Source organism: Stappia sp., assembly GCF_048261845.1.
GTDB lineage: Bacteria > Pseudomonadota > Alphaproteobacteria > Rhizobiales > Stappiaceae > Stappia.
The window spans coordinates 1-25,495 of the sequence record NZ_JBLXFR010000044.1; the positions used below are offsets into that span (position 1 = coordinate 1).

Below are 25,495 nucleotides of genomic sequence, written 5' to 3' on the forward strand. Positions count from 1 at the left end.
CGATGCGCGGCACGTTGCGGATGCCGAAGGCGATCGTGTAGGCATCGAAGGACCGGTCGGGAAACGGCAGGTCCTCGGCATTGCCCTCTACGAAGCGCAGGCGATCCGAAAGGCCCGCCTTGTCGGCGCGCGCCTGACCGACCTGAAGCATCGATCCGTTGATATCGCAGACAACGGCACTTGTCCGCGCCCCGCCGCGTGTGACGATACGGGTCGCGACATCGCCGGTGCCGCCGGCGACATCCAGCACGCGAAAGGCGCGTGCGTCGGAGCGCGGCGGCGCAAGGCTGGAAACCATTGCGTCCTTCCAAAGGCGGTGCAGCCCTCCCGACATCAGATCGTTCATCAGGTCGTAGCGATTGGCGACATGATGGAAGACGTCATTGACGAGCGGCTGTTTTTCACCGTTCTCGACCGTGCGGAAGCCGAAGCTTGTCGCCATTTCCGGGCCGTGGGTACGTGCCCGGTCGCTGTCCATGCGTCCCGACATCTGCCTCTCCGTGCGGTTCGTTTTCGCTTGCTGAGGCTTGGCTTACAGCATTTCCGGAGAGAGGTCACGGGCGCGGATCGGCGCAGGCCCCGTCCATGTGGCCGCAGGTTCGAAAAGGGTCCCGGCAGTGGTTGCCGCCCTTCAATCCGGCGAATGACGGCAGCATGTCGATTGACGCCGCCTGCCGTTGTCTGCAAGCAGGGACCGGACAGGTCAACTGGAGCGCGAGATGCCGGAACTTCCCGAGGTAGAAACCGTTCGGCGCGGCCTTGCGCCGGTCATGGAGGGAGCGGTCATCCGCGACGTCGTGCTGCGGCGCGCGGATCTCCGCTTTCCGTTCCCCGAGGAGTTCGGCGCGCGCATCGCCGGCCGCCGGGTTGTGGCAATGGGGCGGAGGGCGAAATATCTGCTCGCCGACCTGGAGGACGGCATGGTGGTGGTGATGCATCTGGGCATGTCCGGCGCCTTTCGCATCGAACGGGTCGGGGAGAGCGGAGAGGGCCGTTCGCCAGGGACGGTTGCAGGCGAGATGTTTCGTTATCCGCGGTCCGAGGATCGCACGCACGACCATGTCGTGTTCGGTCTGGACGAGGCTGCCGGCACCAACATGCGGATCGTCTACAACGACCCGCGCCGTTTTGGCTTCATGACGCTTGTCCCGCGCGATACGCTCGACCAGCATCCCTATTTCGCCAATCTGGGATTGGAGCCGACGGGCAACGCACTCGATGCGGCGCATCTTGCCTCCGTGTTCAAGGGCAAGGCGGCTCCTCTCAAGGCGGCGCTCCTCGATCAGCGCAACATTGCCGGTCTTGGCAATATCTATGTTTGCGAGGCGCTTCATCGGGCCGGGTTGTCGCCGCGTCGCGCGTCCGGGTCGCTGGTGACCGGTCGGGGCGCCGCCGGTGCGGGTGCGGTCCGGCTGGCCACGGCGATCAGGGAGGTGATCGACGCGGCGATTGCCGCGGGCGGCTCGACCCTGCGCGACCATCGGCAGGCGGACGGGGCACTCGGCTATTTCCAGCACTCCTTCCTTGTTTATGGGCGCGAGGGCGAGGCCTGTCCGCGGTCGGGCTGCGGGGGCACGGTCGCGCGTATCACCCAGTCGGGACGTTCGACCTTCTTCTGCCCGCGCTGTCAGCGCTAGACTGCACCGCAGCATGCCGGGCGAAGACCGGCAGGCTGCAGGGTTTGCCTGGTTGCGGCTGCGGGCCGCTTCGGCTACCCCTTGAGCCGCAAAGGCGGCGCCGCCCTCCGGCGCCGCTCCATCTCCGGGAGGTCCCATGGGATACGAGAATATTCGGGTCGAAAAGCGCGGGCGTGTGGCGCTTGTCACGCTCAACCGGCCGAAGGCGTTGAACGCCCTGAATTCCGAACTGATTGCCGAACTCAATGCCGCCCTGGCGCTGTTTGAAAGCGACGACAAGGTGGGATGCGTGGTGCTCACCGGCTCGGAAAAGGCCTTTGCAGCGGGCGCCGACATCAAGGAGATGAGCTCTCTTTCCTTTGTCGAGGCCTACAAGACTGATTTCATAACCTCCTGGGACCAGGTCTCCCGTTTCCGCAAGCCGATCATCGCGGCGGTCGCAGGTTATGCGCTCGGCGGCGGATGCGAACTGGCGATGATGTGCGATTTCATTCTGGCCGCCGACAACGCGAAATTCGGACAGCCGGAAATCACCCTCGGGGTGATGCCGGGCGCGGGCGGCACCCAGCGCCTGACCCGCTTCGTTGGCAAGTCCAAGGCCATGGAAATGTGCCTGACGGGACGCATGATGGACGCCGAGGAGGCAGAGCGCTCCGGACTTGTCAGCCGGGTGGTGCCGCTCGACGAGCTTGTCGACGAGGCCCTGAAGGTTGCGGAAAAGATTGCCGACTTCTCCCTGCCCATCGCCATGATGACCAAGGAAAGCGTCAATCGCGCCTATGAAACGACGCTCGCCGAAGGCGTCCGCTTCGAGCGTCGGTTGTTCCACTCCATGTTTGCGACCGACGATCAGACCGAGGGCATGGCCGCTTTCGTCGAGAAGCGCGCGCCGCAATTCAGGAACAGCTAGCAGGTCCGGGCTTCGGGTGCTTGCTGCCATTGGCGCAACAAGCCTCCGATCCGCCACGGCGGGCGGTTCTCGCACGGCTGGCTGTCGCCGGGAGCCATTTTGCCTCGAAGATTGCGACTTTCGCGTTGACGGGGCGCGGCCGGCGGCCTATAACCCAGCCGACCGGTGGCGGCTCGTTCCGCCGCCGCTTTCGTTTGACCGGGGTGACATCTGACGCCTCGATCGCGACGAGTCGGAATGATCACGTAACGCATCAGGACACAATATGGCCAACACCCCTTCGGCCAAGAAGGCGGCGCGCAAGATCGAGCGCCGCACGGCCATCAACAAGGCCCGCCGCAGCCGAGTGCGTTCGCACCTGCGCAAGGTCGAGGAAGCGATTGCTTCCGGCGATCAGGCGGCGGCGAACCAGGCGCTCCAGGCGGCCCAGCCCGAACTCATGCGGGCGGTAACCAAGGGCGTTGTTCATCGCAATACGGCGTCGCGGAAGATTTCTCGCCTGAGCGCGCGGATCAAGTCGCTCGGCGCGTAGGCTTTCTACCCCGTCTGAAGATTTGAAACCCGGCCTTTTGGTCGGGTTTTTCTTTTGCCGGCAGAGATCGTCGAGAACGCCAACCACCTAACTATCTCGCACGATTCGCGTGTTGAAGAGTGTAGGGCGCTTGGCAGGAATATACTTTGAATTTCAATATCTTGTATCAATGTTGCCGAGAGCCGCGCGGATCGCCGTCGCTTTGCGGGCTGTCAAGATTGAAGCTGATTATTTTTTTTTAGTGCACAGCAAAATGGGTTTCGGACTGCTCGCCGGAGCAAAAACACGTTGAGTCAAAAGCGTTCTTTTTTGCTTTCCCGGCGTCGCCTCGGTCCGGCCGGCTCCGGCCTGCGCAGTGCGTTGTCGAATTGGCGTGAGACGCTGTTGCGGGCCTGACGGGCGCTGTGTATGGTTTGTCTATCGGGCACTCGCCCGGTCAAATCTTACAAGAAACGCGACAGGGGCCTCTAGGAGAGCAATGATATATTTGTGTCAAAAATATACATTGAACGGGTGGCATTGTCTCTCCTTGCGAATGTTCGAAGACGCCCGCTCTGAAGTGGCGTCTAGTCTGTAGTAAACCAACTGCCGCGTTAGAAAATCACAAAATCGCAGTGTTCTGGCTTGCTGATACTTTCGGCGAGGCGACTTTCTTTTGCTCTCCGCTGGAGCGCTGTGTGAGACTCGATGCCTGAAGCGACTTGCGGAGACAACCGGAAGTCATGTGCGCCGGAACCTGACGACAGGACGTCGCACTGCAGCAAAGACTGGAAAGAGGGGCTTGACGATGACTGCTCAATCGACTTTCTGTGCCGCTCCGATGGAGCGGCCCTGCAGGGGGCCGGTAACCTGATTTCTGCGTGCCGCCGGCGAGGGTTCCTGACCGGCGGATTTCCTGGATCACGCGTAGCATCCGCGCCCGCCAGATAAGAGGGCGGCCCGTGCCGTAACCGGCCTGGGGCTCAACCCGGAAAGTCTGGCGCCAAGCAAAGCACCGGAGCGAGTCTCGCTTTCTCCGGCAGGGACACGTCGCGCTCGCGACAACCGAAGACAAGCCGATAACGGCGAAAACAGACAGAAAATCAACGGGCTCTGCGGCGGCGGAGCATCCCGTTGGGATTATTTGGAGGCGTTGCCATGAACTTGCAGGAACTGCCGGCATCCGAGGCCGCAGGGATCGATCATTGGACGCGCGTGAAGAAGCGCCTGCGCGCCGAACTGGGCGAGGACGTCTTTTCAAGCTGGTTCGCGCGGGTGGACCTTGAGGACCATTCGGACGGCACGGTTCGTCTGTCCGTCCCCACCCGTTTCCTCAAGCAGTGGATCCAGTCGCACTATCGTGAGCGTCTCGTGGGGCTGTGGAAGCACGAGTGCGAGGACGTTCACCGGATCGAGCTGACCGTGCGCGGCGCGGTGCGGGCTCGCCCGGCGGCGGTCGCGGCAGCGCGCGCGCTTCCCTCGTCTCCGCGTTCCGCCCAGCCGGTAAAGGTCGTCGACAATACGTTCGCTGGCGGCAACGGCGGAACGACGGGCGCGGGCTCGTCGGCCTCGGCGACCGCACGCGAGGGCACTGACAGCCTCGAAGGTGCGGCGCTCGACCCGAAATACACCTTCGGTTCGTTCGTTGAGGGCGAGTCCAACGCTCTGGCGCTGGCCGCGGCTCGGCAGGTCGCGACGGCAGCGTCCGTCACGTTCAACCCGCTCTATATCCATGCCTCTGTCGGGCTTGGAAAAACCCACCTGATGCAGGCCGTCGCCTCGGCTGCCCGGGCAAGCGGAAAGCGGGTGCTGTATCTGACGGCCGAGCATTTCATGTACCGTTTCGTGGCGGCGCTGAAGGCCCAGTCGGCGCTCGCATTCAAGGACACGCTCCGGACCATCGACCTGCTGTTGATCGACGACATGCAGTTCCTTCACGGCAAGCAGGTCCAGCAGGAGTTCTGCCACACGCTCAATGCCCTGATCGATGGCGCACGGCAGGTGGTCGTGGCTGCGGACCGGCCGCCGGCAGATCTGGAGACGCTTGACGACCGGATGCGCTCGCGCCTGGCCGGCGGGCTTGTCGTCGCCATCTCCGAGCCGGATTTCGGCCTGCGCCGGGCGATCCTGACCGGCCGGATCGAAACCGTACGCCGGGCCCATCCGAGCTTCTCGATCCCGGAGGGCGTGCTGGACTATGTTGCGCGGCACGTGGGCAATTCCGGTCGCGACCTGGAAGGCGCCCTCAACCGGCTGATCGCGCACAACCAGCTGACCAACCATCCGGTGACGCAGGAAATGGCCGAGGCCACGCTACGCGACCTTGTCCGCAACACCGAGCCGAGGCGGGTCAAGATCGAGGAGATCCAGCGCATCGTCTCCAAGCACTACAACGTCTCCAAGGCGGACCTCCTTTCGGCCCGTCGCACGCGCACGATCGTGCGTCCGCGCCAGATCGCGATGTATCTCGCCAAGATGATGACGCCGCGCTCGCTGCCGGAGATCGGTCGCCGCTTCGGCAATCGCGATCACACCACGGTTCTTCACGCGGTGCGCAAGATCGAGGATCTGGCCCGCTCGGATGCGGCTCTTGCCCAGGAGCTGGACCTGCTGAAGCGGATGCTTGACGCCTGAGGGCGCATGGCATCGGTGACCACCGGTCCCTGGTGGTGCGAGCACATGCCCGCGCCACCCCCGGAACCGGCTCGCTTCCCGTGCGCCGAGGCTGCCGGCATGGATTGCTACGGACCTCCAAAGGCTTGCATTTCGCAGCGCAACGGGGCAGTGTCGACGGCCATTTGACCGTTGCGGCTTCCGCGCGGACGTACCTCACGACACCCACGCTTTTCGACAACGGACGACGCAATGAAAGTGACACTCGAGCGGACCGATCTTCTGAAGTCCCTGACCCATGTTCATCGTGTCGTCGAACGCCGCAACACCATTCCGATCCTGTCGAATGTGCTGTTGCGGTGTGAGGACGGCCAACTGCTCCTCAAGGCGACGGACCTCGATCTGGAAATCTCCGAACGGATCACGGCACTGGTCGAGCAGCCGGGCGCAACGACGGTGCCCGCGCACATGATCTATGACATCGTGCGCAAGCTGCCCGAGGGGGCCCAGGTGGCGCTCGAGACCTCTTCCGACAATGCGACGCTTGAAATTCGGGCAGGCCGCTCGCGTTTCGCCCTGCAGATGCTGCCGGAAGCGGACTTTCCGGACATTACGGCGGGCGAATTCAGCCATTCCTTCACGCTCGCATCCCGCGACCTGCGCACGATCATCGACGCCACCCAGTTCGCCATCTCCACCGAGGAGACGCGCTACTACCTGAACGGCATCTATGTGCATGCGGTGGCGACCGAGGCCGGCGAGCGGCTGCGCGGTGTCGCGACCGACGGGCACCGTCTGGCACGGGCCGAGATTCCGGCACCTGCCGGGGCGACCGGCATGCCCGGCATCATCGTGCCGCGCAAGACGGTCGGCGAGATCCAGAAGCTGCTGGAAGCGCCGGACGCCGAAGCGCTGATCGAGATCTCCGAGACCAAGATCCGCATCACCACCGGGGATGTCGTGCTGACGTCGAAACTGATCGACGGCACCTTCCCCGATTACGGGCGCGTCATCCCGCAGAACAACGACAAGGAAATGCTCGTCGAGCGGGACGAGTTCAAGGCGGCTGTCGACCGTGTCTCGACGATCTCCTCGGAGCGCGGGCGGGCGGTGAAGCTTGCCATCTCCGAAGGGCGGATGATTCTCACGGTCGTCAATCCGGACAGCGGTTCGGCCACCGAGGAACTGGCCATCGATTATGACAGCGATCCTCTCGAGATCGGCTTCAACTCGCGTTATCTCCTGGAGATCACCGGCCAGCTTCGCGGCGATACCGCCTCCTTCCGTTTCGCCGATGCCGGAGCGCCGACGCTGATCCAGGACAAGGGCGTGGAAGACGCGCTTTATGTCCTGATGCCGATGCGCGTCTAGACATCAAGCGCCTTCCGGGGCCGCCTTGCAGGCGGTCTCGTCCCGCGGATACTCGCGGCAGGGACAAACGGCTCAAGGTGGATGCGGAATGGGCGAACCGATCCAGGTTGCTCTCCGCAGCCTCAGCCTGACAGATTTCCGAAACTACACGCAGGTTTCCGTCTCGCTCGGCGCGCGCCTTGTCGCGCTGGTCGGCGACAACGGGGCAGGCAAGACGAATCTGCTCGAGGCTGTTTCCCAGCTGACGGCGGGGCGTGGCCTGCGCCGGGCTCAGCTCGATGACATTCGCCGCAAGGACGCGGACAGCGGCTGGTCCGTCGCGGCGCGGCTGGACGGGCCGTTCGGGGAAACGCGGATCGGCGTCGGTCATGCACCGGGGGCGACCGGCCGGCGCATCCGGATCGACGGCGCCGATGCCAGGTCTTCCGAGCAATTGCTGGAACACATGCGGGTCCTGTGGCTGCTGCCGGCGATGGACGGGCTGTTTACCGGCCCCGCCGGTGATCGCAGGCGGTTTCTCGACCGTCTGGTGCTGGCCATCGATCCCGGCCACGGGCGTCGTGTTGCGGACCTGGAGAAAACCCTGCGGGCGCGCAACCGGCTGCTCGACGAGGGAGGCACGCCGGCATTCCTGGATGCGGTCGAGGCGCAACTCGCCCCGTTGGCGGTCGCGGTGAGCTGCGCGCGCCGGGAGACGGTTGCCCTCCTGCAGGCCAGGATCGAGGCGCAGGATGACCTTGGCTTGCCGTTTCCCCGCGCCGGCGTCGCCCTCGCCGGTGACTTCGAGGCGGAGGCTGACGGGCGCCCTGCCTCGGAGCTGGAAGACTGGTACCGAGACCTGCTTGTCGCGATGCGTGGCCGGGACCGTGCGGCGGGACGGACGCTTTCCGGCCCGCATCGCAGCGATCTGGAGGTGCGGCATCTTGCCAAGGACATGCCCGCCGCACTGGCGTCGACGGGGGAGCAAAAGGCGCTCCTGATCGGTCTTGTCCTCGCGCATGCGGAGGTGACGGCGGTGACCGCCGGGATGACGCCGGTCCTGCTTCTCGACGAGGTGGCGGCGCATCTGGATCCCGGTCGCCGAAAGGCGCTGTTCGCCAGACTTGCCGATCTCGGACTGCAGGTCCTGATGACCGGAACGGACGTCCAGCTTTTCGCGGATCTTCCTCCCGAAAGCCTTGTCTTGAAGGTCGCAAGTTCGGGCGTAAGTCCCTATATAGAGGGGTGAGCCTCGGGCTCCCCATCGTCCGGTTCGGGAAACGTCTCAAAATGGAAGTCTCCGCGCTAATCGTCTTTGCCGCTGCCCTTTTCGTGGCGGCGGTGATCCCCGGTCCGGGGGTCGCCGCGATCGTCGCCCGCGTCTTGGCGCGCGGCCGCGAGGGCGCTGCCGCCTTCTGCTTCGGCATTGCGCTCGGCGATGTCATCTGGCTCGGGTTTGCCGTTGCCGGTCTTGCCGTCCTGGCAAAGACGTTTGGCGCCGTATTCCTCATGATCAAGTATCTGGGCGCGGCCTATCTGGTCTATCTTGCCTGGAAGATGTGGACCGCTCCCGCCGATGCCGGCATGGCGAGCGTTCGCGTGTCGCCGCAGGAGAGCCGTGCCCGTCTTGCGCTTGCAGGGCTGGCGCTCACTCTCGGAAATCCGAAGACAATGGTCTTCTACCTCGCCCTGCTGCCCAATATCATCGCTCTCGAAACGGTCACGGTGCTCGGCTATCTTGAGCTTTCGCTTGTGACGCTGGTGGTGCTGGCGGTGGTGCTTGGCGGTTATCGCCTGCTCGCCGAGCGCGCACGTGTGATGATCACCAGTCCGAGATCGGTGAGGCTTCTCAACAGGGTTGCCGGCTCGGTAATGGCCGGTGCTGCCGTCGCAGTGGCGACGCGGTAGTCGCCACAACGCGGCCGGGGCTTGTGGGTCGTTGATATTGCTAGGGAAACAGCAGTTTTCAGCGGTGTGGGGAGATCGGCGGGAGGAGACCGGAAAGAGCCGGTTTTCGCCCCTGTTTCACTTGAGCAAACGGCGCCCGCAGCTTGGTTGAACCCGTGCTTCAACCCCGTATAACTGTCTTACAGACATGACCAGGTGAGCAACTGATTCGAATGACCGATACCCCGACAACCGGCGAGCCCGATCCGCAAGTTCCCGCTGATGCCGACGAGTATGGCGCCGGCTCCATCAAGGTCCTCAAGGGCCTTGATGCCGTGCGCAAGCGTCCGGGCATGTATATCGGCGACACCGATGACGGCTCGGGTCTTCATCACATGGTCTACGAGGTGGTCGACAATGCCATCGACGAGGCGCTTGCCGGCCACGCCGACCGGGTGACCGTCACCCTCAATGCCGAGGGGTCGGTCACGGTAACCGACAACGGGCGCGGCATCCCGACGGACTTGCATCCGGAGGAGGGCGTGTCGGCCGCCGAGGTCATCATGACCCAGCTGCATGCCGGCGGTAAGTTCGACCAGAACTCGTACAAGGTCTCCGGCGGCCTGCACGGTGTTGGCGTTTCCGTCGTGAACGCGCTTTCGACCTGGCTCGACCTGCGCATCTGGCGCAACGGCAACGAGCACCGCATGCGGTTTCGCGACGGCGATGCCGAGGCTCCGCTGACGGTGGTTGGTCCCGGCGAAGGGCGCAAGGGCACGGAAGTGACCTTCATGCCGTCCCCGGCGACCTTCACGCGCATCGAGTTCGATTTCGCGACCCTGGAACATCGGCTGCGCGAGCTTGCCTTCCTGAACTCCGGCGTTCGCATCCTCCTGACGGACCGGCGCGGTGTCGAGGAAAACGCCGTCGAACTGTTCTACGAGGGAGGGCTTGAGGCCTTCGTCCGCTATCTCGACCGGGCCAAGCACCCGTTGATCGAGACGCCGATCGTGATGCGTGCCGAAAGGGACGGCATCACCGTGGAGGCGGCGATGTGGTGGAACGACAGCTACCACGAACATGTCCTGTGCTTCACCAACAACATCCCCCAGCGTGATGGCGGCACCCATCTTGCGGGCTTCCGCGCGGCCCTGACCCGGCAGATGACCGGCTATGCCGAACAGTCGGGACTTCTGAAGCGGGAAAAGGTCTCGCTGACCGGCGACGATTGCCGCGAGGGGCTGACTTGCGTCCTTTCCGTCAAGGTGCCGGATCCGAAATTCTCGTCGCAGACCAAGGACAAGCTCGTGTCGTCCGAGGTCCGTCCCGTGGTCGAGAACGTGATCAATGCGACCTTGTCGACCTGGCTGGAGGAAAACCCGGCACCGGCCCGCACCCTCGTTTCGAAAGTGGTCGAGGCGGCCAGCGCCCGCGAGGCGGCCCGCAAGGCGCGCGAGTTGACGCGGCGCAAGGGGGCCCTCGACATTGCCTCCCTTCCCGGCAAGCTCGCCGACTGCCAGGAACGCGATCCGGCCAAGGCCGAACTTTTCCTGGTCGAGGGTGACTCGGCCGGCGGCTCGGCCAAGCAGGGCCGCAGCCGCGAGAACCAGGCGATCCTTCCGCTGCGCGGCAAGATCCTCAATGTCGAGCGGGCCCGTTTTGACAAGATGCTCTCCTCCAACGAGATCGGCACGCTGATAACCGCTCTCGGCACCGGCATCGGCAAGGAGGAGTTCAACCTCGAAAAGCTCCGCTACCACAAGATCATCATCATGACGGACGCCGACGTCGATGGCGCCCATATCCGCACGCTGCTGCTGACGTTCTTCTTCCGCCAGATGCAGGACCTGATCGAGCGCGGCCACGTCTATATTGCCCAGCCGCCGCTCTACAAGGTGAAGAGGGGCAATTCCGAGCAGTATCTGAAGGACCAGGAAGCGCTTGAAAACTATCTGATCGACACCGGGCTCGAGGACTGCTCGCTGACGCTTGCCGACGGCGAGGTCCGTGCGGGCAAGGACCTGCGCGATGTCGTCGAGAAGGCGCGTGCTGTCACCCATATCCTGGACGGACTGCATTCGCGCTACGACCGGGACGTGGTCGAGCAGGCAACCATTGCCGGTGCGCTTGATGCCGATGTCCACGACGATACAGACAAGGCCGGCGAGGCGGCCGCCTATATCGCCCGGCGTCTCGACATTCTGGCCGACGAGTTCGAGCGCGGCTGGGAAGGTCGGGTGCTCGACAACGGCGACCTCGTCTTTGAACGCATGGTGCGCGGCGTGAAGGAGGTTGCTTCCATCGATGCGGCACTTCTGGGGGCCGCCGATGCGCGCAAGCTGCATGCCAGGGCCGGCCATCTGCAGGAGGTCTACGGCAAGGCCGCCACCCTTTACAGAAAAGGGACGGAGACGGCGATCCGCGGACCGCGGGCGCTTCTGGCTGCGGTTTTTGCGCAAGGCCGCAAGGGCATATCGATGCAGCGCTACAAGGGTCTCGGCGAAATGAATGCCGAGCAGCTCTGGGAAACGACGCTCGACCCGAACGCCCGCTCCCTGCTGCAGGTAAAGGTGCGTGAGGCGGATGCCGCCGACGATATTTTCACCAAGCTGATGGGTGACGATGTCGATCCGCGCCGGGCCTTCATCCAGGAGAACGCGCTCGCCGTTGCCAATCTCGACGTGTGATCGACGAACCCGATCGCGGAAAACGCCGCGATCGGGGATTCTTTCTTTGACAAAGCCGGTCGCCCCCCCTATAGGAAGCGGCCAAGACATTCCTCAAAAACAAGCTGCAAACCACCTATGCCGACAATCAACCAGTTGGTTCGTCAGAACCGCAAGCCGACCGTCAAGAAGTCCAAGACCCCTGCGCTGGGCGGAAACCCGCAGAAGCGCGCCGTCTGCACGCGCGTCTACACGACGACGCCGCGTAAGCCGAACTCGGCGCTTCGTAAGGTTGCCCGCGTGCGCATGACGAACGGCAATGAAGTCACGGCTTATATCCCGGGCGAAGGCCACAACCTGCAGGAGCACTCGGTGGTGCTCGTGCGTGGCGGCGGCCCGAACGATCTTCCCGGTGTCCGCTACCGCGTGATCCGTGGCGTGCTTGATACCCAGGGTGTCAAGGATCGTAAGAAGCGCCGGTCGCTCTACGGTTCGAAGCGTCCGAAGTAAGATCCGGACGCCGGTCGTACGGCTCTTGCCGCACGACGAGAATTTCAGAAACCTCCCGAAGCCACTTCGGGAGGTTTCTGCGTTCTGGCGTCTGCGTTCTGGCGCCGGATGTCTTCCGCAGTCTCTCAGACGCGTCCCTTCTCAAGCCTGGCGAGGACGTCTTGCGCCCTGCCGAGATAGGCTGCACGGGGCTCCGCCGGCATCCTGTCCCAGTTGCGATAGGCTTGGGCAAGGCGAGGATTGCGGCCGAGGCTTTTCCTGTTTCGCACGAGAAAGTCCCAGTAGAGCGGATTGAACGGGCAGGCATCCGGCCCCGTGCGGTCCTTGACGTTGTAGCGACAGCCACCGCAATAGTCCGACATCTTGTTGATATAGTTTCCGCTCGCCGCATAGGGCTTGGACCCCAGCAGCCCGCCGTCGGCAAACTGGCTCATGCCAAGCGTGTTTGGCAGTTCGACCCATTCGAATGCATCGGCATAGACCGCGAGGTACCACTCGTGGACCTGCTGCGGCTCGATCCCGGCCAGAAGCGCGAAATTCCCCGTCACCATCAGTCGCTGGATGTGATGCGCATAGGCCGTTTCGCGTGTCTGTGTGACCACCTCCCGGACACACGCCATATCGGTGTCGGCGCTCCAGTAGAACGCGGGCAGCGGCCGCGTGGCCTCGAGGACGTTTTTCTCCGCATAGCCAGGCATCTCCATCCAGTAGATGCCTCGCACATACTCCCGCCAGCCGATGATCTGGCGGATGAAACCCTCGGCGGCATTGAGCGGCACCGTCCCTGCGCGCCATGCCGTCTCCGCTCGTCGGCAGATATCGAGCGGGTCGAGCAGGCCGGTGTTCAGATATGCGGACAGCACGGAGTGATAGAGGAAGCGCTCTCCGCTCAGCATCGCGTCCTGATAGGTTCCGAAGTCGGGCAAGGCTGTCGCGACAAAGAGGTCTAGGGCGTGCTGCGCATCCGGCCGCGTCACCGCGTATCCGAAAGGCTCCAGCGTCCCGAACCGCTCGGGGAAGAGGCGTCCGACCATGTCGATGACGTCCCGTGTTGTCGCATCGGGCTCCACCCACAAGGGTTGCGGCATGAGCAGATCGCGGCCGGCCGGCTTGCGGTTTTCCGCATCGAGGTTCCAGCGACCTCCGGCAGGTTCATTCCCGTCCATCAGAAGCCGGGTTTTCTTGCGCATCTCGCGGTAGAAATATTCCATCCTGAGCTGCCGGCGATCCTTGGCCCACTTCGAGAATTCGGCGTGGGAGCAAATAAACCGCCCGTCCTCGACGATCTCGACGTGAACGGGGAAACTGTCCGGCCAGCGGCGCGCCATCTCGAGCACGCGCCACTCGCTTGGCTCGGTCAGCGCGACGTGTGTGGCGTTGTGGCGGGTTATGGCGCGGCCGAGCTCGCCGTTGAAGGACCCGGTATTGCCGTGCTCATCGAGCCGGACGTAATCGACGATCCATCCGTCTTCTCGCAGGGCCTGCGCGTGATGGCGCATGGCGGAGAACAGGAACGCGAGCTTCTTCCTGTGATGGGCGACATGGTGCGCCTCTTCGGCCACCTCAACCATCAGCACCCGGTCGCGCTGGCGGTCGGCACGCCGGAGCGCCGACAGATTGAGACTGAGCTGATCGGCGAAAACGGGGATAATTGTGGTGTCGGACATTGGAATCCGGCGTTGAAGGGGACACTCAACGTTCCGGTTTTGGAACGCCTGTCCTTCGATACGAGGGCGCGGAGCTGCCGGATCCAATAAAAAGGGCTGCCGGCGGTGTCGCGGGCAGCCCTGAAACATTCATGCAGATGACAGTCGTATCAGGCAGCGATACGCTTCTGCTGGGCGCGGAAGGCGATCGGGGCATTCTCGCGATTGCGGCGGCGCTCTTCGGGGGAGATATAGACCAGAGCGTGATGCTCGTCGCAATACGAGGTTCCGGCATCGACCCGGTTGCGGCACGGGAAGGTGTAGTTGCCGCCTGTGCCCTCGGCCCACTTGCACTGGCCGGCACGCGGCAGACGAAGTTCGATCATTGGTTCAGTCCTTTGGTTGAGGCGTTTGCCGACCGTGGCAAGGCCTCCGGGGTCTTCGCCGGAGCACCTGCAACCTGGACGGCGGTCGCGCGAACGCGTTCGCCCAAAAAAGCCGGACACTCCCTGCAAGGGTACCGGCATTGAATTCAGCTCCGTAATATACTTGTCACAATCGCGGAGTCCAAGCGCGGTACGGGCATGGGAGCCATGCCAATATCGCAGTGCAGCAATCTTGTGGCGATTGGCGCGACCGGAAACGTCCTGTCTCGGGCGTCAGCGTTCCTTCTCCTCGCGCAGATTGGTCACCACGCGCCTGTTCTGGGCCTTGCATTCCTCCTGGGCACAGTCGCGCACCTTGCGCTCGGTTCCGTAACCCTTCGCCCAAAGCCTCCCGGCCGGAACGCCCTTGGAGATCAGGTACGCCATTGCCGCGTTGGCCCGCCGCGTGGACAGATTGCGATTGTCCACCGCGCTACCGGGGTCGTCGGCGAAGCCCTGGATCTTCGCATACCAGCCCGAATTGCGAATGAGCCAGTCGGCCTGTTTGTCGAGGGTCATTCGGGCTGTTTCGTCGATCTCGGCCGACCCGGCCGTAAAATAGGTCCGGCGTCCGACATTGAGCATGAAAGCTTCTTCACTGCCGGGCTCCATGTTGGCGAAGCCGACGGCCGGCGCGTTGGTCACGTTGGGAGTCGCGATGTTCTCGGCGGTGTTGCATCCGGAAACAAGGCCTGCGCCCGTCACAAGACACATGACTGCAATATTGCGCCGCAGGATGTGGCGGAGGATGCTTCCTCCGGTCGAAGTCGGAACGCTGGTCACCTTGCCCCCTTACCCCTGCTGGCCTGCGCCAAGATGCTCGAGAACGGAAACGCGGGTCCCCACCGGGCAGCGCTGATAGAGATCGATCACGTCTTCCGGGAACATCCGGATGCAGCCGGACGAGACGTCGTTGCCGATGCTCCAGGGTTCGAGTGTCCCGTGGAGGCGGTATCCGGTGTCCTGGCCGTTGTCGTAGTGGAGGTATAGCGCGCGAGGCCCCAGCGGGTTGTTGGCGGCCCCTCCCTCGACCATCTTCGGCAGGTCGGGTTGGCGCTTGCGCATCTCGGGCGGTGGAACCCAGCGTGGCCAGAGCGACTTGCGCCTGATCTGCGCTCGCCCGTACCACTTGAACCCTTCTCGGCCGACGCCGACGCCATAGCGCAGCGCTGTGTTGTTTTCCCAGACCCAGTAGAGAAAGTGGTTGCCGGTATCGACAACGACGGTACCCGGCGATTCAGGTGAAAGATACTTGACCATCTGCCGCCGCCAGTGCGGCTTGATCACAGAGAAATTCGTGCGCCGATAGGCAAAGCCGCCATCGCTCGCCGTCCCCTGGAACCATTTCGACGATGCGATGGCTGGCAGCGGAAAGGACGTGTTGGCCACGATCGCCCCTGCGCCGACAAGCACGGCGCGCCGGGTAAGATAAGTCGTCATGCCGTCGCCTCCTCTGACGGTCATCCGATCTTCTGCCGTGCTGGCGACACGCATCATGTCACCTGCCGACGCGTATGGCTCCAGGGGAAATGGCGGCCGCGCCTCCCGTAACGCGCTGTGTCCGCAATGCTCCTCCCAGGCCCTGCCTATTACGGTTCATCAGGGCGGAAAGGTCAATCCTCCGCAGGATTGCAGAGCTTCAGGATGTCGGAACGACAATCGCGCCGGCGGCGGAGAGCGCTTCCGGCGTATCGAGATCGAGGCGCGCGCCGGCGCCGATTTCGACCTGCCTGGCGGACGTGCCGTGCTCGCCGATCAGGTGACGCGCCCCGGTATCGCCTTCCAGTCGGGTGAGGGCATCGAAAAAGCTCCGGTCCCAGACGACCGGGTTGCCGCGTTTCCCGTCGACGCTCGCAAGCGCAATCGTGATCCCGTCCTCGGGGCTGAACGCCTTCAGGATCCTGTCGATGGCGCCGGCATCCACACCCGGCATGTCGGCAAGAAGAACCATCGCGGCGTCGACGTCGGAGCCGAGCGCATTGACCCCGCATCGAATGGAGCTCGCCATGCCTTCCGTGAAATCCGCATTGTGAACGAACCGCAGGTCGAGGCCGGACAGGGCCGCCTCGATCTCCTGGTGCATGTGTCCGGTCACGACGGTCAGTCGCGAGAGCCGGCTCGCCAGCGCGGCTTCAGCAGCGATGCGCACCAGCGGCTTGCCGTTTATTGTGGCAAGCAGCTTGTTGACGCCACCGGCCCGCCTGGACTGGCCGGCCGCGAGAAGAATTCCCTCGATCTTCCGAGGCGGGGCCGGCGTCGGCGAGGTTTCGCGCGGCTGCGGGCGGGTGCCGATCTCCATCAGCAGGCCGCCGACGCCCATGCCGGCGATGTCGGCCGCGGTGACCGGACAATCTGCCATCAAGCGATCCACAACCCAGTCGAAACCGTTCTCCTTGGGACTGCGCGCGCAGCCCGGGGCTCCGATGACGGGAATGCCGTCGATATCCCCGACCAACAACAGGTTGCCCGGGTCGACGGGCATGCCGAAATGAACGATCCGCCCGCCGGCCTGCTCGATCGCGGAGGGGATCACGTCATCGCGGTCGACGATGGCCGACGCGCCGAAGACGAGCACCATCTCCGCTCCGTCCGCGACGCTTGCCCGGATCGCCTCGGCGGTCGGTGCCGTTTCGTGCGCGACGCGGCGCTCCTTGCGCAGGGTGGATCCGGAAACCGAGAGTCGGGCCTCGGTGATGCGCCGCGTCTTGTCGAGAACCGAGGCCTTGAGATGCGGCAGCATGGTCGCGACAAGGCTCACCGGTCTTGACCGGAAGGGAGCGACGCGAACGGCACCCCGGGCCAGGTCAGCGGCCTGCTCCACGAGTGCGCGCGAAACGGCGAAGGGGATGATCTTGGCCGTGGCGACCATTCGTCCGCGGGTGACCCGGGCAAAGGCCGGCAAGGTGGCCAGCGTGATCGCCGGGTCGATGCGGTTGACCGCGTCGACGGCCTGCTTGTCGACCACCAGCACCCCGTCGCTGTCGGCTCGGAAGTTGACCCGGCCGGTGAACGGGGGTTCAAGCGTCATGCCGCCGCCATCGCCCGCTTGCGCCAGAATTCCGGCGGCTTCGTCTTCGTGGCAGTCGGAAGGATCGAGGCGCGCCACCACAACCTCCTCGACACCGGCTGCGATCAGCCGGCGGAGGTCATTGCTACTGAGGCGATGGCCTTTCTTGAGGGCACCGTCGGCCAGCCGGACCGTATGCGCGATCAGGCAGCCTTCAGCGTACCGCGTGGCGACCGGGCCGAACTTCATGGATGCTCACCCGGACCCTTTCGCAGCGCTGCAATGATGTTGGCGAGAACCGCCACGGCAATCTCGGCTGGCGAGGCGGCGCCGATATCTGCGCCGATCGGCGCGTCGATGCTTTCGAACGCGTCGGCGGCAACTCCGTCCGCGAGCAGCCGCTCCCGCCGTTTCCCGTGGGTCTTCCGGCTGCCGAGCGCGCCGACATAGAAGCATCCCGCGTGCAGTGCTGCGGCGATCGGCAGATCGTCGATCTTGGGGTCATGTGTAAGCGCCGCAACCGCGGTGAACGGATCGAGCGCGATGTCCGCCAGCACGTCCGCCGGCCATTCGGCAAGCAGCCGCCCGCCCGGGAAACGTTCCGGCGTGGCAAAGGCCGTGCGGGGATCAACCACCGTCACGTCGAATCCTGCAAGCTCCGCCATGGGCAGCAGCGCCTGACTGATATGCACGGCGCCGATCAGGACAATGCGCGGTGGCGGCACGCTGACGGTCAGGAAGACTTTCCCGCCCTCGGGCGTTTCCACAAGGCCGGACTTGCCTGAGCGGAAGCGGGTGGCCAGTTCGCCGGCCAGCGGGTCTTTCCCGGCAACATCTTCCGGCCTGGCAAGGCGCTGCGCGCCGCTGTCCAGATCCGTGACGAGGATCGCGGCCTGGCGCCCCGATCGGGCGGCGTTGAGCCTGGATAGAAGGTCTAGATCCATTGTGCTGGAAATCCTGCTTGCGAGCGTCCTGGCTCATCGCTGCCGGAGGAGTATCTGGCGGGGTGGTGTCTCAGTCTTTCGTGACCGGTTCCACATAGATCCGGATGCGCCCACCGCAGGACAGGCCCACCTGCCACGCGGTCTCGTCGGCGACGCCGAATTCGAGCACTGTCGGGCGTCCCGTTTCTATGACGTCGACCGCTTCCGCGACCACGGCCCCCTCGACGCATCCGCCCGAGACGGAGCCTTCGAAATTGCCGTCCGAATCGATCACGAGGTGGGAGCCGACGGGGCGCGGCGCCGAGCCCCAGGTCTCGATCACGGTTGCCATCGCGACCCTGCGTCCTCCGGTCGCCCAGTCCTCGGCGAGCGTCAGCGGGTCCGGCCCGGTCGGTATCACGTCTTGTTGCATGTCGACCTCTCCATTCTGGAGGGAATATAGGTGTGTCCCGTCGTCCTGCACAGGGCGCTGGCAGGGGCCTTTGGTCGGAAGCGGTCCGCGGGATAGCACGCGCCGCCAACAGAAAGGGCGTCCCGTTGTAGCGGGACGCCCGGGTCTGATCCGTTCTGGAGGTGCCGTCCGACGCCTACTCGGCGGCGGCCTGGAACGAGGGCGCTGCCGCCAGGACCGTTCCGTCAACATGGCTTTCGAACTTCGCGAAATTGGTCACGAACATCTCGACCAGCTTGGCGGCCTGTGCGTCATAGGCATCCTTGTCGGCCCAGGTCGAGCGCGGGTCAAGGATCGCGGGGTCGACACCTGGCACCTCGACCGGTACGGCGAAGCCGAAATTGGAATCGGTCCGGTATTCAATGTCGCGCAGCGAGCCATCCAGTGCCGCCGAGAGCAGGGTGCGGGTTGCGCGAATCGGCATGCGATAGCCGGTTCCATAAGCGCCGCTTGTCCAGCCGGTGTTGACCAGCCAGCAGTCGACATCGTGGCTGGCGATCAGCGAGCGTAGCAGGTTGCCGTATTCGGACGGGTGCCGGGGCATGAAAGGCGCGCCGAAACAGGTCGAGAATGTCGCCTGCGGCTCCGTCACGCCCTTCTCCGTGCCGGCGACCTTGGCGGTGTAGCCGGACAGGAAGTGGTACATCGCCTGGGCCGGCGTCAGTCGTGCGATGGGCGGCAGCACGCCGAATGCATCGGCCGTCAGCATGATGATGTTTTTCGGATGCGGCGCACGCCCGCTCTCGCTGGCGTTGGAGATGAAGTTGATCGGATAGGCGCAGCGCGTGTTTTCGGTCTTCGAGCCATCGTCGAAATCGACCGTGCGCGTGTCCTCGTCGTAAACGACATTCTCCAGCACCGTCCCGAAACGCTGGGTCGTGGCATGGATCTCGGGTTCCGCTTCCGCCGACAGCTTGATGGTCTTGGCATAGCAGCCGCCTTCGAAATTGAAGACGCCGTCGCCACCCCAGCCATGCTCGTCGTCGCCGACCAGTGTCCGCCCGGGATCGGCGGAAAGCGTGGTCTTGCCGGTTCCCGAAAGTCCGAAGAACACTGCGGTATCGCCGTCGTCGCCCACATTGGCGGAGCAATGCATCGGCATCACCCGCTTTTCCGGCAGGACGAAATTGAGGAGCGAGAAAACGGACTTCTTCATCTCGCCGGCATAAGAGGTGCCGCCGATGAGCACGATCTTGTTGGTGAAGTCACAGGCAATGACGGTTTCCGTCCGGCACCCGTGACGCTTCGGATCGGCCTTGAAGCTGGGCAGGTCGATGATCGTCATTTCCGGAGCGAAATCCGCGAGCTCCGACCGGTCCGGCCTGATCAGCAGGTTGCGGATGAAGAGCGAATGCCAGGCGAATTCGGTGAAGACGCGGACATTGATGCGGTAGCTGGGATCGGCGCCGCCATAAAGGTCCTGCATGTAGAGGGACATGCCCTTCGCGTGTTCGACCATGTCCGCGTGAAGCAGGGCGAAGTGCTCTTGGCTCATCGCGGCGGTGTTGTCCCACCAGACCGTGTCGCGCGTCGTGTCGTCAACGACAACGAACTTGTCCTTGGGAGAGCGGCCGGTATGCACGCCGGTTTCGACGACAAGCGCGCCGCCATTGGCAATGCTTGCCTCGCCGCCTCGCAGGGAATGCTCATAGAGCGCGGGTGCCGTGAGATTGCGGTAAAGCCCGCCAAGATCCGTCAAACCGCACATGTCCGTGCTTTTCGAGGGAAGCCCTACGCCCTTGTCCGCCATGTTTCCGAGATCCCTGTCTTGTTTTGTCGTCCGGCCGTTCTTGCTTGCGTTCCCGCTGGCCGTTACGTCCGATGCCGAAGTCCTGTTTCCGCAAGACGATATGCGCCGGTCTGCTTGATGTCGGGCCGCGTTGCGGCGGTCCGGGAGACTGGCAGCTTGCATTCGACGCATCCGCCGGCCAGCAATCCGATTCTGGGTTGCGCCGGTCCTGCCATCTTCGTTTTTCGCACGGCGAAACTAGTGGAAGGGCCGAAGATCAACAAGCGGAACAAATGCCGCAGGCAGGATGTTAAATCGATTTAATCCACGGTATCCGCGATTATAATTATTTTTTGCGGCAAATTAATTCAACAAGCACTGGCGTGATATATGGAATACTCGTTTCATTTGCCGGATTGAGCGGAGTGTCCGTTCGAGAGTGCCGGTTCGTCATGGCGCCTGAAGCCGATGACGTGCCTTGCAGGCTCGACTGGGATCCGCGTTCGCATCGGTCTTTCCAGAAAACCGGTTTTTCCTGAAAAGAAGAGATGATTGCCGTGTCGCGCCTTGAGCCGCAGTCCCTTGCCCTTCATCTGCGCCGAACGGTTGCGCTCGCCCTTCCGATCATCATCGCGCGGGCGGCGCTGGTGGTCATGTTCACCGTCGACACAATCATGGTCGGGCGCGCCGGCGCTGTCGAGCTTGCCTATTTCGGCCTCGGCGTCGCGCCACAGCTGACCTTGATGCTGATCGCCGTCGGGGCCTTGCAGGCGACGGCGGTCCTCGCGTCGCAGGCGCTGGGCGCCGGCGATGCCCGGCGCGCGGGGGCGATCCTGCGGGCAGCCCTTGCCCATGCCGTGGCCATGGGGCTTGCAGTGCTGATGCTTTCGGCGTTTGCCGAAGCGTTCTTCGTCGGCACAGGCCAGGCACGCGACCTGGCGGCGGGCGCGGCGCGGGTATCGCTTGCTTTCGGCTATGGCATGCCCGGCATTCTCGTTTTCATCGCCTGCAACCTGTTTCTGGAGGCGACCGGCCGGCCGAAAACCGGCATGGCGATCATGCTCGCCGCCAATCTCCTCAATATCCCCCTCAACATGATCTTCGGCTTCGGCTGGGGAGGCCTTGTCGCGCCGATGGGCGCGGAGGGTGTGATGCTGGCGAGCAGCCTTGCCCGCTCTTTCGCGGGCCTGACGGTGCTGGCGATCGTGATCGATCAGGCGCGCCGTGACGACGCCTTCCAGATTCTGCCGAGCAGGAAGCTCGGGCCTGCATTCGCCGGAATGTGGCTCGATCCCGATGCGCGCCTGCTTCGTCGGCTCGGTCTTCCCATGGGTCTTGCGCAGGGCGTGGAGAGCGCCGCTTTCGCCACCGTGGTGATGATGGCGGGGCGGCTGGGTACGGCCGAGCTTGCCGCCTATCAGACAACGATGACCCTCGTCACACTGACATTCATGATGGCGATCGGCACGGCCGGGGCTACGGCGATCAGGGTTGGCCGCGCCTTTGGCGAGCGCGACGGCGGGAATATCGGGCGCGCGGGTTGGGCCGGCATTCTGGTCGGGGCCGTGTGGCCGGTTCCCGTTGCCCTCTTCTTCTTCATTGCGCCCGAGACGGCGGCTCTCGCCGTGACATCCGATCCTGCGACCGTCGCAGCCGCCGGCAGGGCGCTTTTCATTGCGGGCTTCATGCTCTCCGTCGATGCGGCGATGGCGGTTGCAATCGGCGCCCTGCGCGGGCTCGGAGACGTCTGGTGGCCGACGCTGTTGCAGATCGGCGCCTTTTGGCTTGTGGCGATCCCGTGCGCCTATGCGACGGCGATTGCGTTGGAACTTGGTGCAGGCGGTTTGATCGGCGGGCTGATTGCCGGGATCATTGTTTCCTTTACCGGTCTGGCGCTGCGTTTTCGCTACCAGGTCGCTCGTCATGCCTCCCGGCCCGTGCCGGCGGGATGAGCCGGCCGGTTGCCCGGTGCTCTTTCGTCTCGCCATAATTTATGCGCATTTGGACCGCCTAGGCTGGTAAACCAAGACGACGCAACAAGAAGAATGGGATCAGGGCTGCCATCATGCCGACGATCGCGCTTGTAGACGATGACCGCAATATCCTGACCTCCGTGTCGATCGCGCTGGAAAGCGAGGGCTATCGTGTCCACACCTATACGGATGGCTCCTCAGCACTTGACCGGCTGATCACGGATCCGCCCGACCTCGCGATTTTTGATATCAAGATGCCGCGCATGGACGGCATGGAGCTTCTGCGTCGGTTGCGGCAGAAGTCCGACCTGCCGGTCATCTTCCTGACCTCGAAGGACGATGAGATCGACGAGCTCTTCGGGTTGAAGATGGGCGCCGACGATTTCATCCGCAAACCCTTCTCGCAGCGGCTTCTGGTCGAGCGCGTCAAGGCGGTGCTGCGCCGGGTCCAGCCGCGTGACCCCGCGACGGCCAAGTCGGAGAGCGACAAGCTGCTGGAACGGGGTGACCTTGTCATGGACCAGGAGCGGCACACGTCGACCTGGAAAGGTCAACCGGTGACGCTGACGGTCACCGAATTCCTCATCCTTTACGCGCTTGCCCACCGCCCTGGCGTGGTCAAGAGCCGCAATGCGCTGATGGATGCGGCCTATGACGATCAGGTCTATGTGGACGATCGGACCATCGATAGCCATATCAAGCGGCTGCGGAAGAAGTTCAAGCTGGTGGACGACAGCTTCGACATGATCGAGACGCTCTATGGCGTCGGTTATCGGTTCCGGGAAGGATAGGCGGCTATTTGCCGTCTGGCGTTTTCAGCCGATGGTCGTATTGCGGGCGGGAGGAGACCGCACCGGGGAAGGTGAATGGCACTAGAGGTGGATACGGGCGACCAGGCCGGCAACACGCCGCGCCACGAGGCAGAGCCTGATGCGCAGCCTGCGACGGAGCGCGTGTCCGGTTTGAGGTCGCTTGGCCAGCGCCGCCTGCGTCGGCGCCTGCGCTCGCGCATCGGCGGCGCCATCGGCCCCTATCTCACCTCCTCGTTGACGCGCCGCATTCTCGTTCTCAACCTTGCCGGCCTCTGCGCCCTGGTCGGAGGCATTCTCTACCTCAACCAGTTCCGTGCCGGCCTGATCGATGCGCGCACGCAGAGTCTCCTCACCCAGGGCGAGATCATCGCAGGAGCGATTGCAGCCTCCGCAACGGTCGAGACCGACGGGCTGATGGTCGATCCGGAACAATTGCTGCAATTGCAGACTGGCGAAAGCATTTCGCCGACCGACGGATCGCGGCTCATCGATTTTCCGATCAATCCGGAACGTGTCGCCCCTGTCCTGCGCCGGCTGATATCGCCGACCCGCACCCGGGCCCGCATCTACGATCCCGAAGGTATTCTCATTCTGGATTCGCGCCATCTTTACGCGCGCGGCCAGATCCTGCGTTTCGACCTGCCGCCTCCGACGACCGAGGAGCCGGGGCTCTGGGACAAGTTCTGGGCCGATGTCAAACTCTGGTTCCGTCGTGGCGATCTGCCGCTCTACGAGGAAATCGGGGCAGGCAATGGCCGCGCCTATCCGGAAGTCGAGGCCGCTCTCGCGGGGTCTCCGGCAAGCGTCGTGCGAGTGTCTCCGCGGGGAGAACTGATCGTTTCCGTGGCGGTGCCCGTTCAGCGGTTCCGTGCAGTGCTCGGTTCATTGCTGCTCTCGACGCAAGGGGGGGACATCGATGCGATCGTGCGCGCGGAGCGCGTCGGCATCGTCCGGGTATTCCTCGTGGCGGCGACCGTGACGATGGTTCTCTCGATCCTGCTTGCCGGCACGATCGCCGGCCCCGTCCGCCGGCTTGCGGCGGCTGCCGAACGGGTGCGCCGGGGCATCAAGTCCCGCGAGGAGATCCCGCAATTCTCCGAGCGCCGCGACGAGATCGGCCACCTTGCGCGGGCGCTGCGCGACATGACCAACGCACTCTACAATCGCATGGATGCGATCGAGACATTCGCGGCGGATGTCGCGCATGAACTGAAGAACCCGCTGACATCCCTGCGCAGCGCCGTCGAGACCCTGCCGCTTGCCCGCCAGCCGGAGGCCCGGGAACGTCTGATGGATGTCATCCAGCACGACGTGCGCCGCCTCGACCGCCTGATCACCGATATCTCGGACGCCTCGCGCCTTGATGCCGAACTGGCCCGGATCGATGCCGAGCCGGTCGATGTGTCGGCATTGCTCCTCGGCGTCGCCGATCTGGCGAATGAACGCGCCGGCGCGAGCGACGCACGGGTGGAGGTGCTGCTGCACCCCACGCGCCGGGACCATCCCTACCGGGTGCTGGGCCATGACAGCCGGCTCGGCCAGGTGATCAACAACCTGATCGACAATGCCCGGTCCTTTTCTCCGCCGGGCAGCAAGGTCCTCATCCAGGCAAGTCGCACCGCCGACATGGTCGAGATCACTGTCGACGACGAAGGGCCAGGGGTGCGGGCCGAACTCCAGGACCGCATTTTCGAACGGTTCTATACCGACCGGCCCGAGGCTGAAGGCTTTGGCAACAATTCCGGCCTCGGCCTGTCCATCTCCAGGCAAATCGTCGAGGCGCATCGCGGCACGATCTCGGTCGTCAACCGCGAGAAGAAGGAGCCCGGGACGGGCGAGATCCGAATCGGCGGAGCCCGCTTCATCGTGCGGCTGCCGGCGGAGAGGCGCGGATGACCCATCAGGCGATGCATGCGTCCTGCGTACTGGCCGGCACTTCGGGTGTGCTGCTGCGCGGCGCATCGGGAGCCGGCAAGTCCCGGCTTGGCCGGCTGATCGTGGAAGAGGCTCAGGCCCGTGGCCGGCTCGGCCTGCATGTCGCGGATGATCGTGTTCATCTCCGGCCGCGCAACGGCCGGCTGATCGCCTCGTGTCCTCCACCCATAGCGGGGCTCTGGGAACTGCGCGGGGAAGGCATCGTCAAGGTTGTCTGCGAAACATGTGTCGTCGTCCGTCTTGTTGTCGACCTGCTCCCGGAAGACGAGATCGAGCGGCTGCCGGAAGCCGGTGACCGGGTGGTCCGTCTGCTGGGTATCGAGCTTGTCCGGCTGACGCTTCCGTCAGGGGGCGATGGAGGTGCGGCCTTGCGGGTTATGGGAGAACTCCGGAGCCTTGAAGGCGCGGCTTTCCCTCCGAAAGCCGGGGCAAGCCCGGGTGCGGAAGCGCGCCTGTGAGGAAAAACCCGGCATACATCGCCGATTTTTC

Annotated in this window: 22 protein-coding genes; 13 read left to right on the forward strand and 9 right to left on the reverse strand. The window is 64.1% G+C overall.

Annotated elements, in window-relative coordinates:
* Window positions 1-490: class I SAM-dependent methyltransferase (locus ACN0T5_RS15890; protein WP_417769588.1), on the reverse strand; the 490-nt coding region annotated here is incomplete at its 3' end.
* A gap of 229 nt (window positions 491-719) precedes the next feature.
* Here ACN0T5_RS15890 and mutM point away from each other — a divergent pair.
* From mutM to rpsL, 9 genes are all read left to right on the forward strand, one after another.
* Entirely contained in the window at window positions 720-1,637 is a 918-nt protein-coding gene (gene mutM, locus ACN0T5_RS15895) for a bifunctional DNA-formamidopyrimidine glycosylase/DNA-(apurinic or apyrimidinic site) lyase (protein WP_417769589.1), read from the forward strand.
* Between the two features lie 136 nt (window positions 1,638-1,773).
* On the forward strand, window positions 1,774-2,547 hold the full coding sequence (locus ACN0T5_RS15900) for an enoyl-CoA hydratase (RefSeq protein ID WP_417769590.1): 774 nt from the start codon (window positions 1,774-1,776) through the stop codon (window positions 2,545-2,547).
* A 265-nt stretch (window positions 2,548-2,812) separates the two neighbouring features.
* Window positions 2,813-3,079 carry a 30S ribosomal protein S20 gene (rpsT, locus tag ACN0T5_RS15905; protein WP_306028157.1) on the forward strand — a complete coding sequence of 89 codons (267 nt, stop codon included), beginning with the start codon at window positions 2,813-2,815 and terminating at the stop codon, window positions 3,077-3,079.
* 1,137 nt (window positions 3,080-4,216) lie between these two features.
* On the forward strand, window positions 4,217-5,692 hold the full coding sequence (gene dnaA, locus ACN0T5_RS15910; RefSeq protein ID WP_417769591.1) for a chromosomal replication initiator protein DnaA: 1,476 nt from the start codon (window positions 4,217-4,219) through the stop codon (window positions 5,690-5,692).
* Window positions 5,693-5,923: 231 nt separating this feature from the next.
* A complete protein-coding gene (gene dnaN / locus ACN0T5_RS15915) occupies window positions 5,924-7,042 on the forward strand; it encodes a DNA polymerase III subunit beta (protein ID WP_417769592.1) in 1,119 nt (372 codons plus the stop codon).
* An 88-nt stretch (window positions 7,043-7,130) separates the two neighbouring features.
* A complete protein-coding gene (gene recF / locus ACN0T5_RS15920) occupies window positions 7,131-8,270 on the forward strand; it encodes a DNA replication/repair protein RecF (RefSeq protein ID WP_417769593.1) in 1,140 nt (379 codons plus the stop codon).
* A gap of 41 nt (window positions 8,271-8,311) precedes the next feature.
* Window positions 8,312-8,929 (forward strand): LysE family translocator, encoded by a 618-nt coding sequence (locus tag ACN0T5_RS15925; protein ID WP_417769594.1) that lies wholly within the window; start codon window positions 8,312-8,314, stop codon window positions 8,927-8,929.
* 212 nt (window positions 8,930-9,141) lie between these two features.
* On the forward strand, window positions 9,142-11,595 hold the full coding sequence (gyrB, locus tag ACN0T5_RS15930) for a DNA topoisomerase (ATP-hydrolyzing) subunit B (protein WP_417769595.1): 2,454 nt from the start codon (window positions 9,142-9,144) through the stop codon (window positions 11,593-11,595).
* A 117-nt stretch (window positions 11,596-11,712) separates the two neighbouring features.
* Window positions 11,713-12,084 carry a 30S ribosomal protein S12 gene (gene rpsL / locus ACN0T5_RS15935; RefSeq protein ID WP_306028163.1) on the forward strand — a complete coding sequence of 124 codons (372 nt, stop codon included), beginning with the start codon at window positions 11,713-11,715 and terminating at the stop codon, window positions 12,082-12,084.
* A gap of 125 nt (window positions 12,085-12,209) precedes the next feature.
* Here rpsL and ACN0T5_RS15940 read toward each other — a convergent pair whose 3' ends face one another.
* From ACN0T5_RS15940 to ACN0T5_RS15975, 8 genes are all read right to left on the reverse strand, one after another.
* Entirely contained in the window at window positions 12,210-13,751 is a 1,542-nt protein-coding gene (locus tag ACN0T5_RS15940; RefSeq protein ID WP_417769596.1) for a cryptochrome/photolyase family protein, read from the reverse strand.
* A gap of 149 nt (window positions 13,752-13,900) precedes the next feature.
* Complete coding sequence (locus ACN0T5_RS15945) at window positions 13,901-14,116, reverse strand: hypothetical protein (protein ID WP_417769597.1); 216 nt, start codon at window positions 14,114-14,116, stop codon at window positions 13,901-13,903.
* 273 nt (window positions 14,117-14,389) lie between these two features.
* Complete coding sequence (locus ACN0T5_RS15950) at window positions 14,390-14,938, reverse strand: OmpA family protein (protein WP_417769598.1); 549 nt, start codon at window positions 14,936-14,938, stop codon at window positions 14,390-14,392.
* Window positions 14,939-14,947: 9 nt separating this feature from the next.
* Window positions 14,948-15,595, reverse strand: a complete 648-nt coding sequence (locus ACN0T5_RS15955; protein ID WP_417769599.1) for a L,D-transpeptidase — start codon at window positions 15,593-15,595, stop codon at window positions 14,948-14,950.
* A 199-nt stretch (window positions 15,596-15,794) separates the two neighbouring features.
* Window positions 15,795-17,411 (reverse strand): NTP transferase domain-containing protein, encoded by a 1,617-nt coding sequence (locus ACN0T5_RS15960; protein ID WP_417769600.1) that lies wholly within the window; start codon window positions 17,409-17,411, stop codon window positions 15,795-15,797.
* Complete coding sequence (locus tag ACN0T5_RS15965; protein WP_417769601.1) at window positions 17,408-18,106, reverse strand: XdhC family protein; 699 nt, start codon at window positions 18,104-18,106, stop codon at window positions 17,408-17,410. The genes ACN0T5_RS15960 and ACN0T5_RS15965 overlap by 4 nt, the downstream gene beginning before the upstream one ends.
* Before the next feature lie 70 nt (window positions 18,107-18,176).
* Window positions 18,177-18,518 (reverse strand): XdhC family protein, encoded by a 342-nt coding sequence (locus ACN0T5_RS15970; RefSeq protein ID WP_417769602.1) that lies wholly within the window; start codon window positions 18,516-18,518, stop codon window positions 18,177-18,179.
* A gap of 175 nt (window positions 18,519-18,693) precedes the next feature.
* On the reverse strand, window positions 18,694-20,307 hold the full coding sequence (locus tag ACN0T5_RS15975) for a phosphoenolpyruvate carboxykinase (RefSeq protein ID WP_417769603.1): 1,614 nt from the start codon (window positions 20,305-20,307) through the stop codon (window positions 18,694-18,696).
* A 536-nt stretch (window positions 20,308-20,843) separates the two neighbouring features.
* Between ACN0T5_RS15975 and ACN0T5_RS15980 the strand changes: the two genes are divergently transcribed.
* The 4 genes from ACN0T5_RS15980 (at window position 20,844) to ACN0T5_RS15995 (ending at window position 25,464) form a co-directional block, all read left to right on the forward strand.
* Window positions 20,844-22,238, forward strand: coding sequence for an MATE family efflux transporter (locus tag ACN0T5_RS15980; protein WP_417769604.1), 1,395 nt, complete (start codon window positions 20,844-20,846; stop codon window positions 22,236-22,238).
* Window positions 22,239-22,351: 113 nt separating this feature from the next.
* Complete coding sequence (locus ACN0T5_RS15985; protein WP_417769605.1) at window positions 22,352-23,050, forward strand: response regulator transcription factor; 699 nt, start codon at window positions 22,352-22,354, stop codon at window positions 23,048-23,050.
* Window positions 23,051-23,125: 75 nt separating this feature from the next.
* Entirely contained in the window at window positions 23,126-24,967 is a 1,842-nt protein-coding gene (locus tag ACN0T5_RS15990; RefSeq protein ID WP_417769606.1) for a stimulus-sensing domain-containing protein, read from the forward strand.
* The gene (locus ACN0T5_RS15995; RefSeq protein ID WP_417769607.1) at window positions 24,964-25,464 is read left to right on the forward strand and encodes an HPr kinase/phosphorylase; all 501 of its coding nucleotides are present in this window, start codon (window positions 24,964-24,966) and stop codon (window positions 25,462-25,464) included. The genes ACN0T5_RS15990 and ACN0T5_RS15995 overlap by 4 nt, the downstream gene beginning before the upstream one ends.
* Window positions 25,465-25,495: the final 31 nt, after the last annotated feature.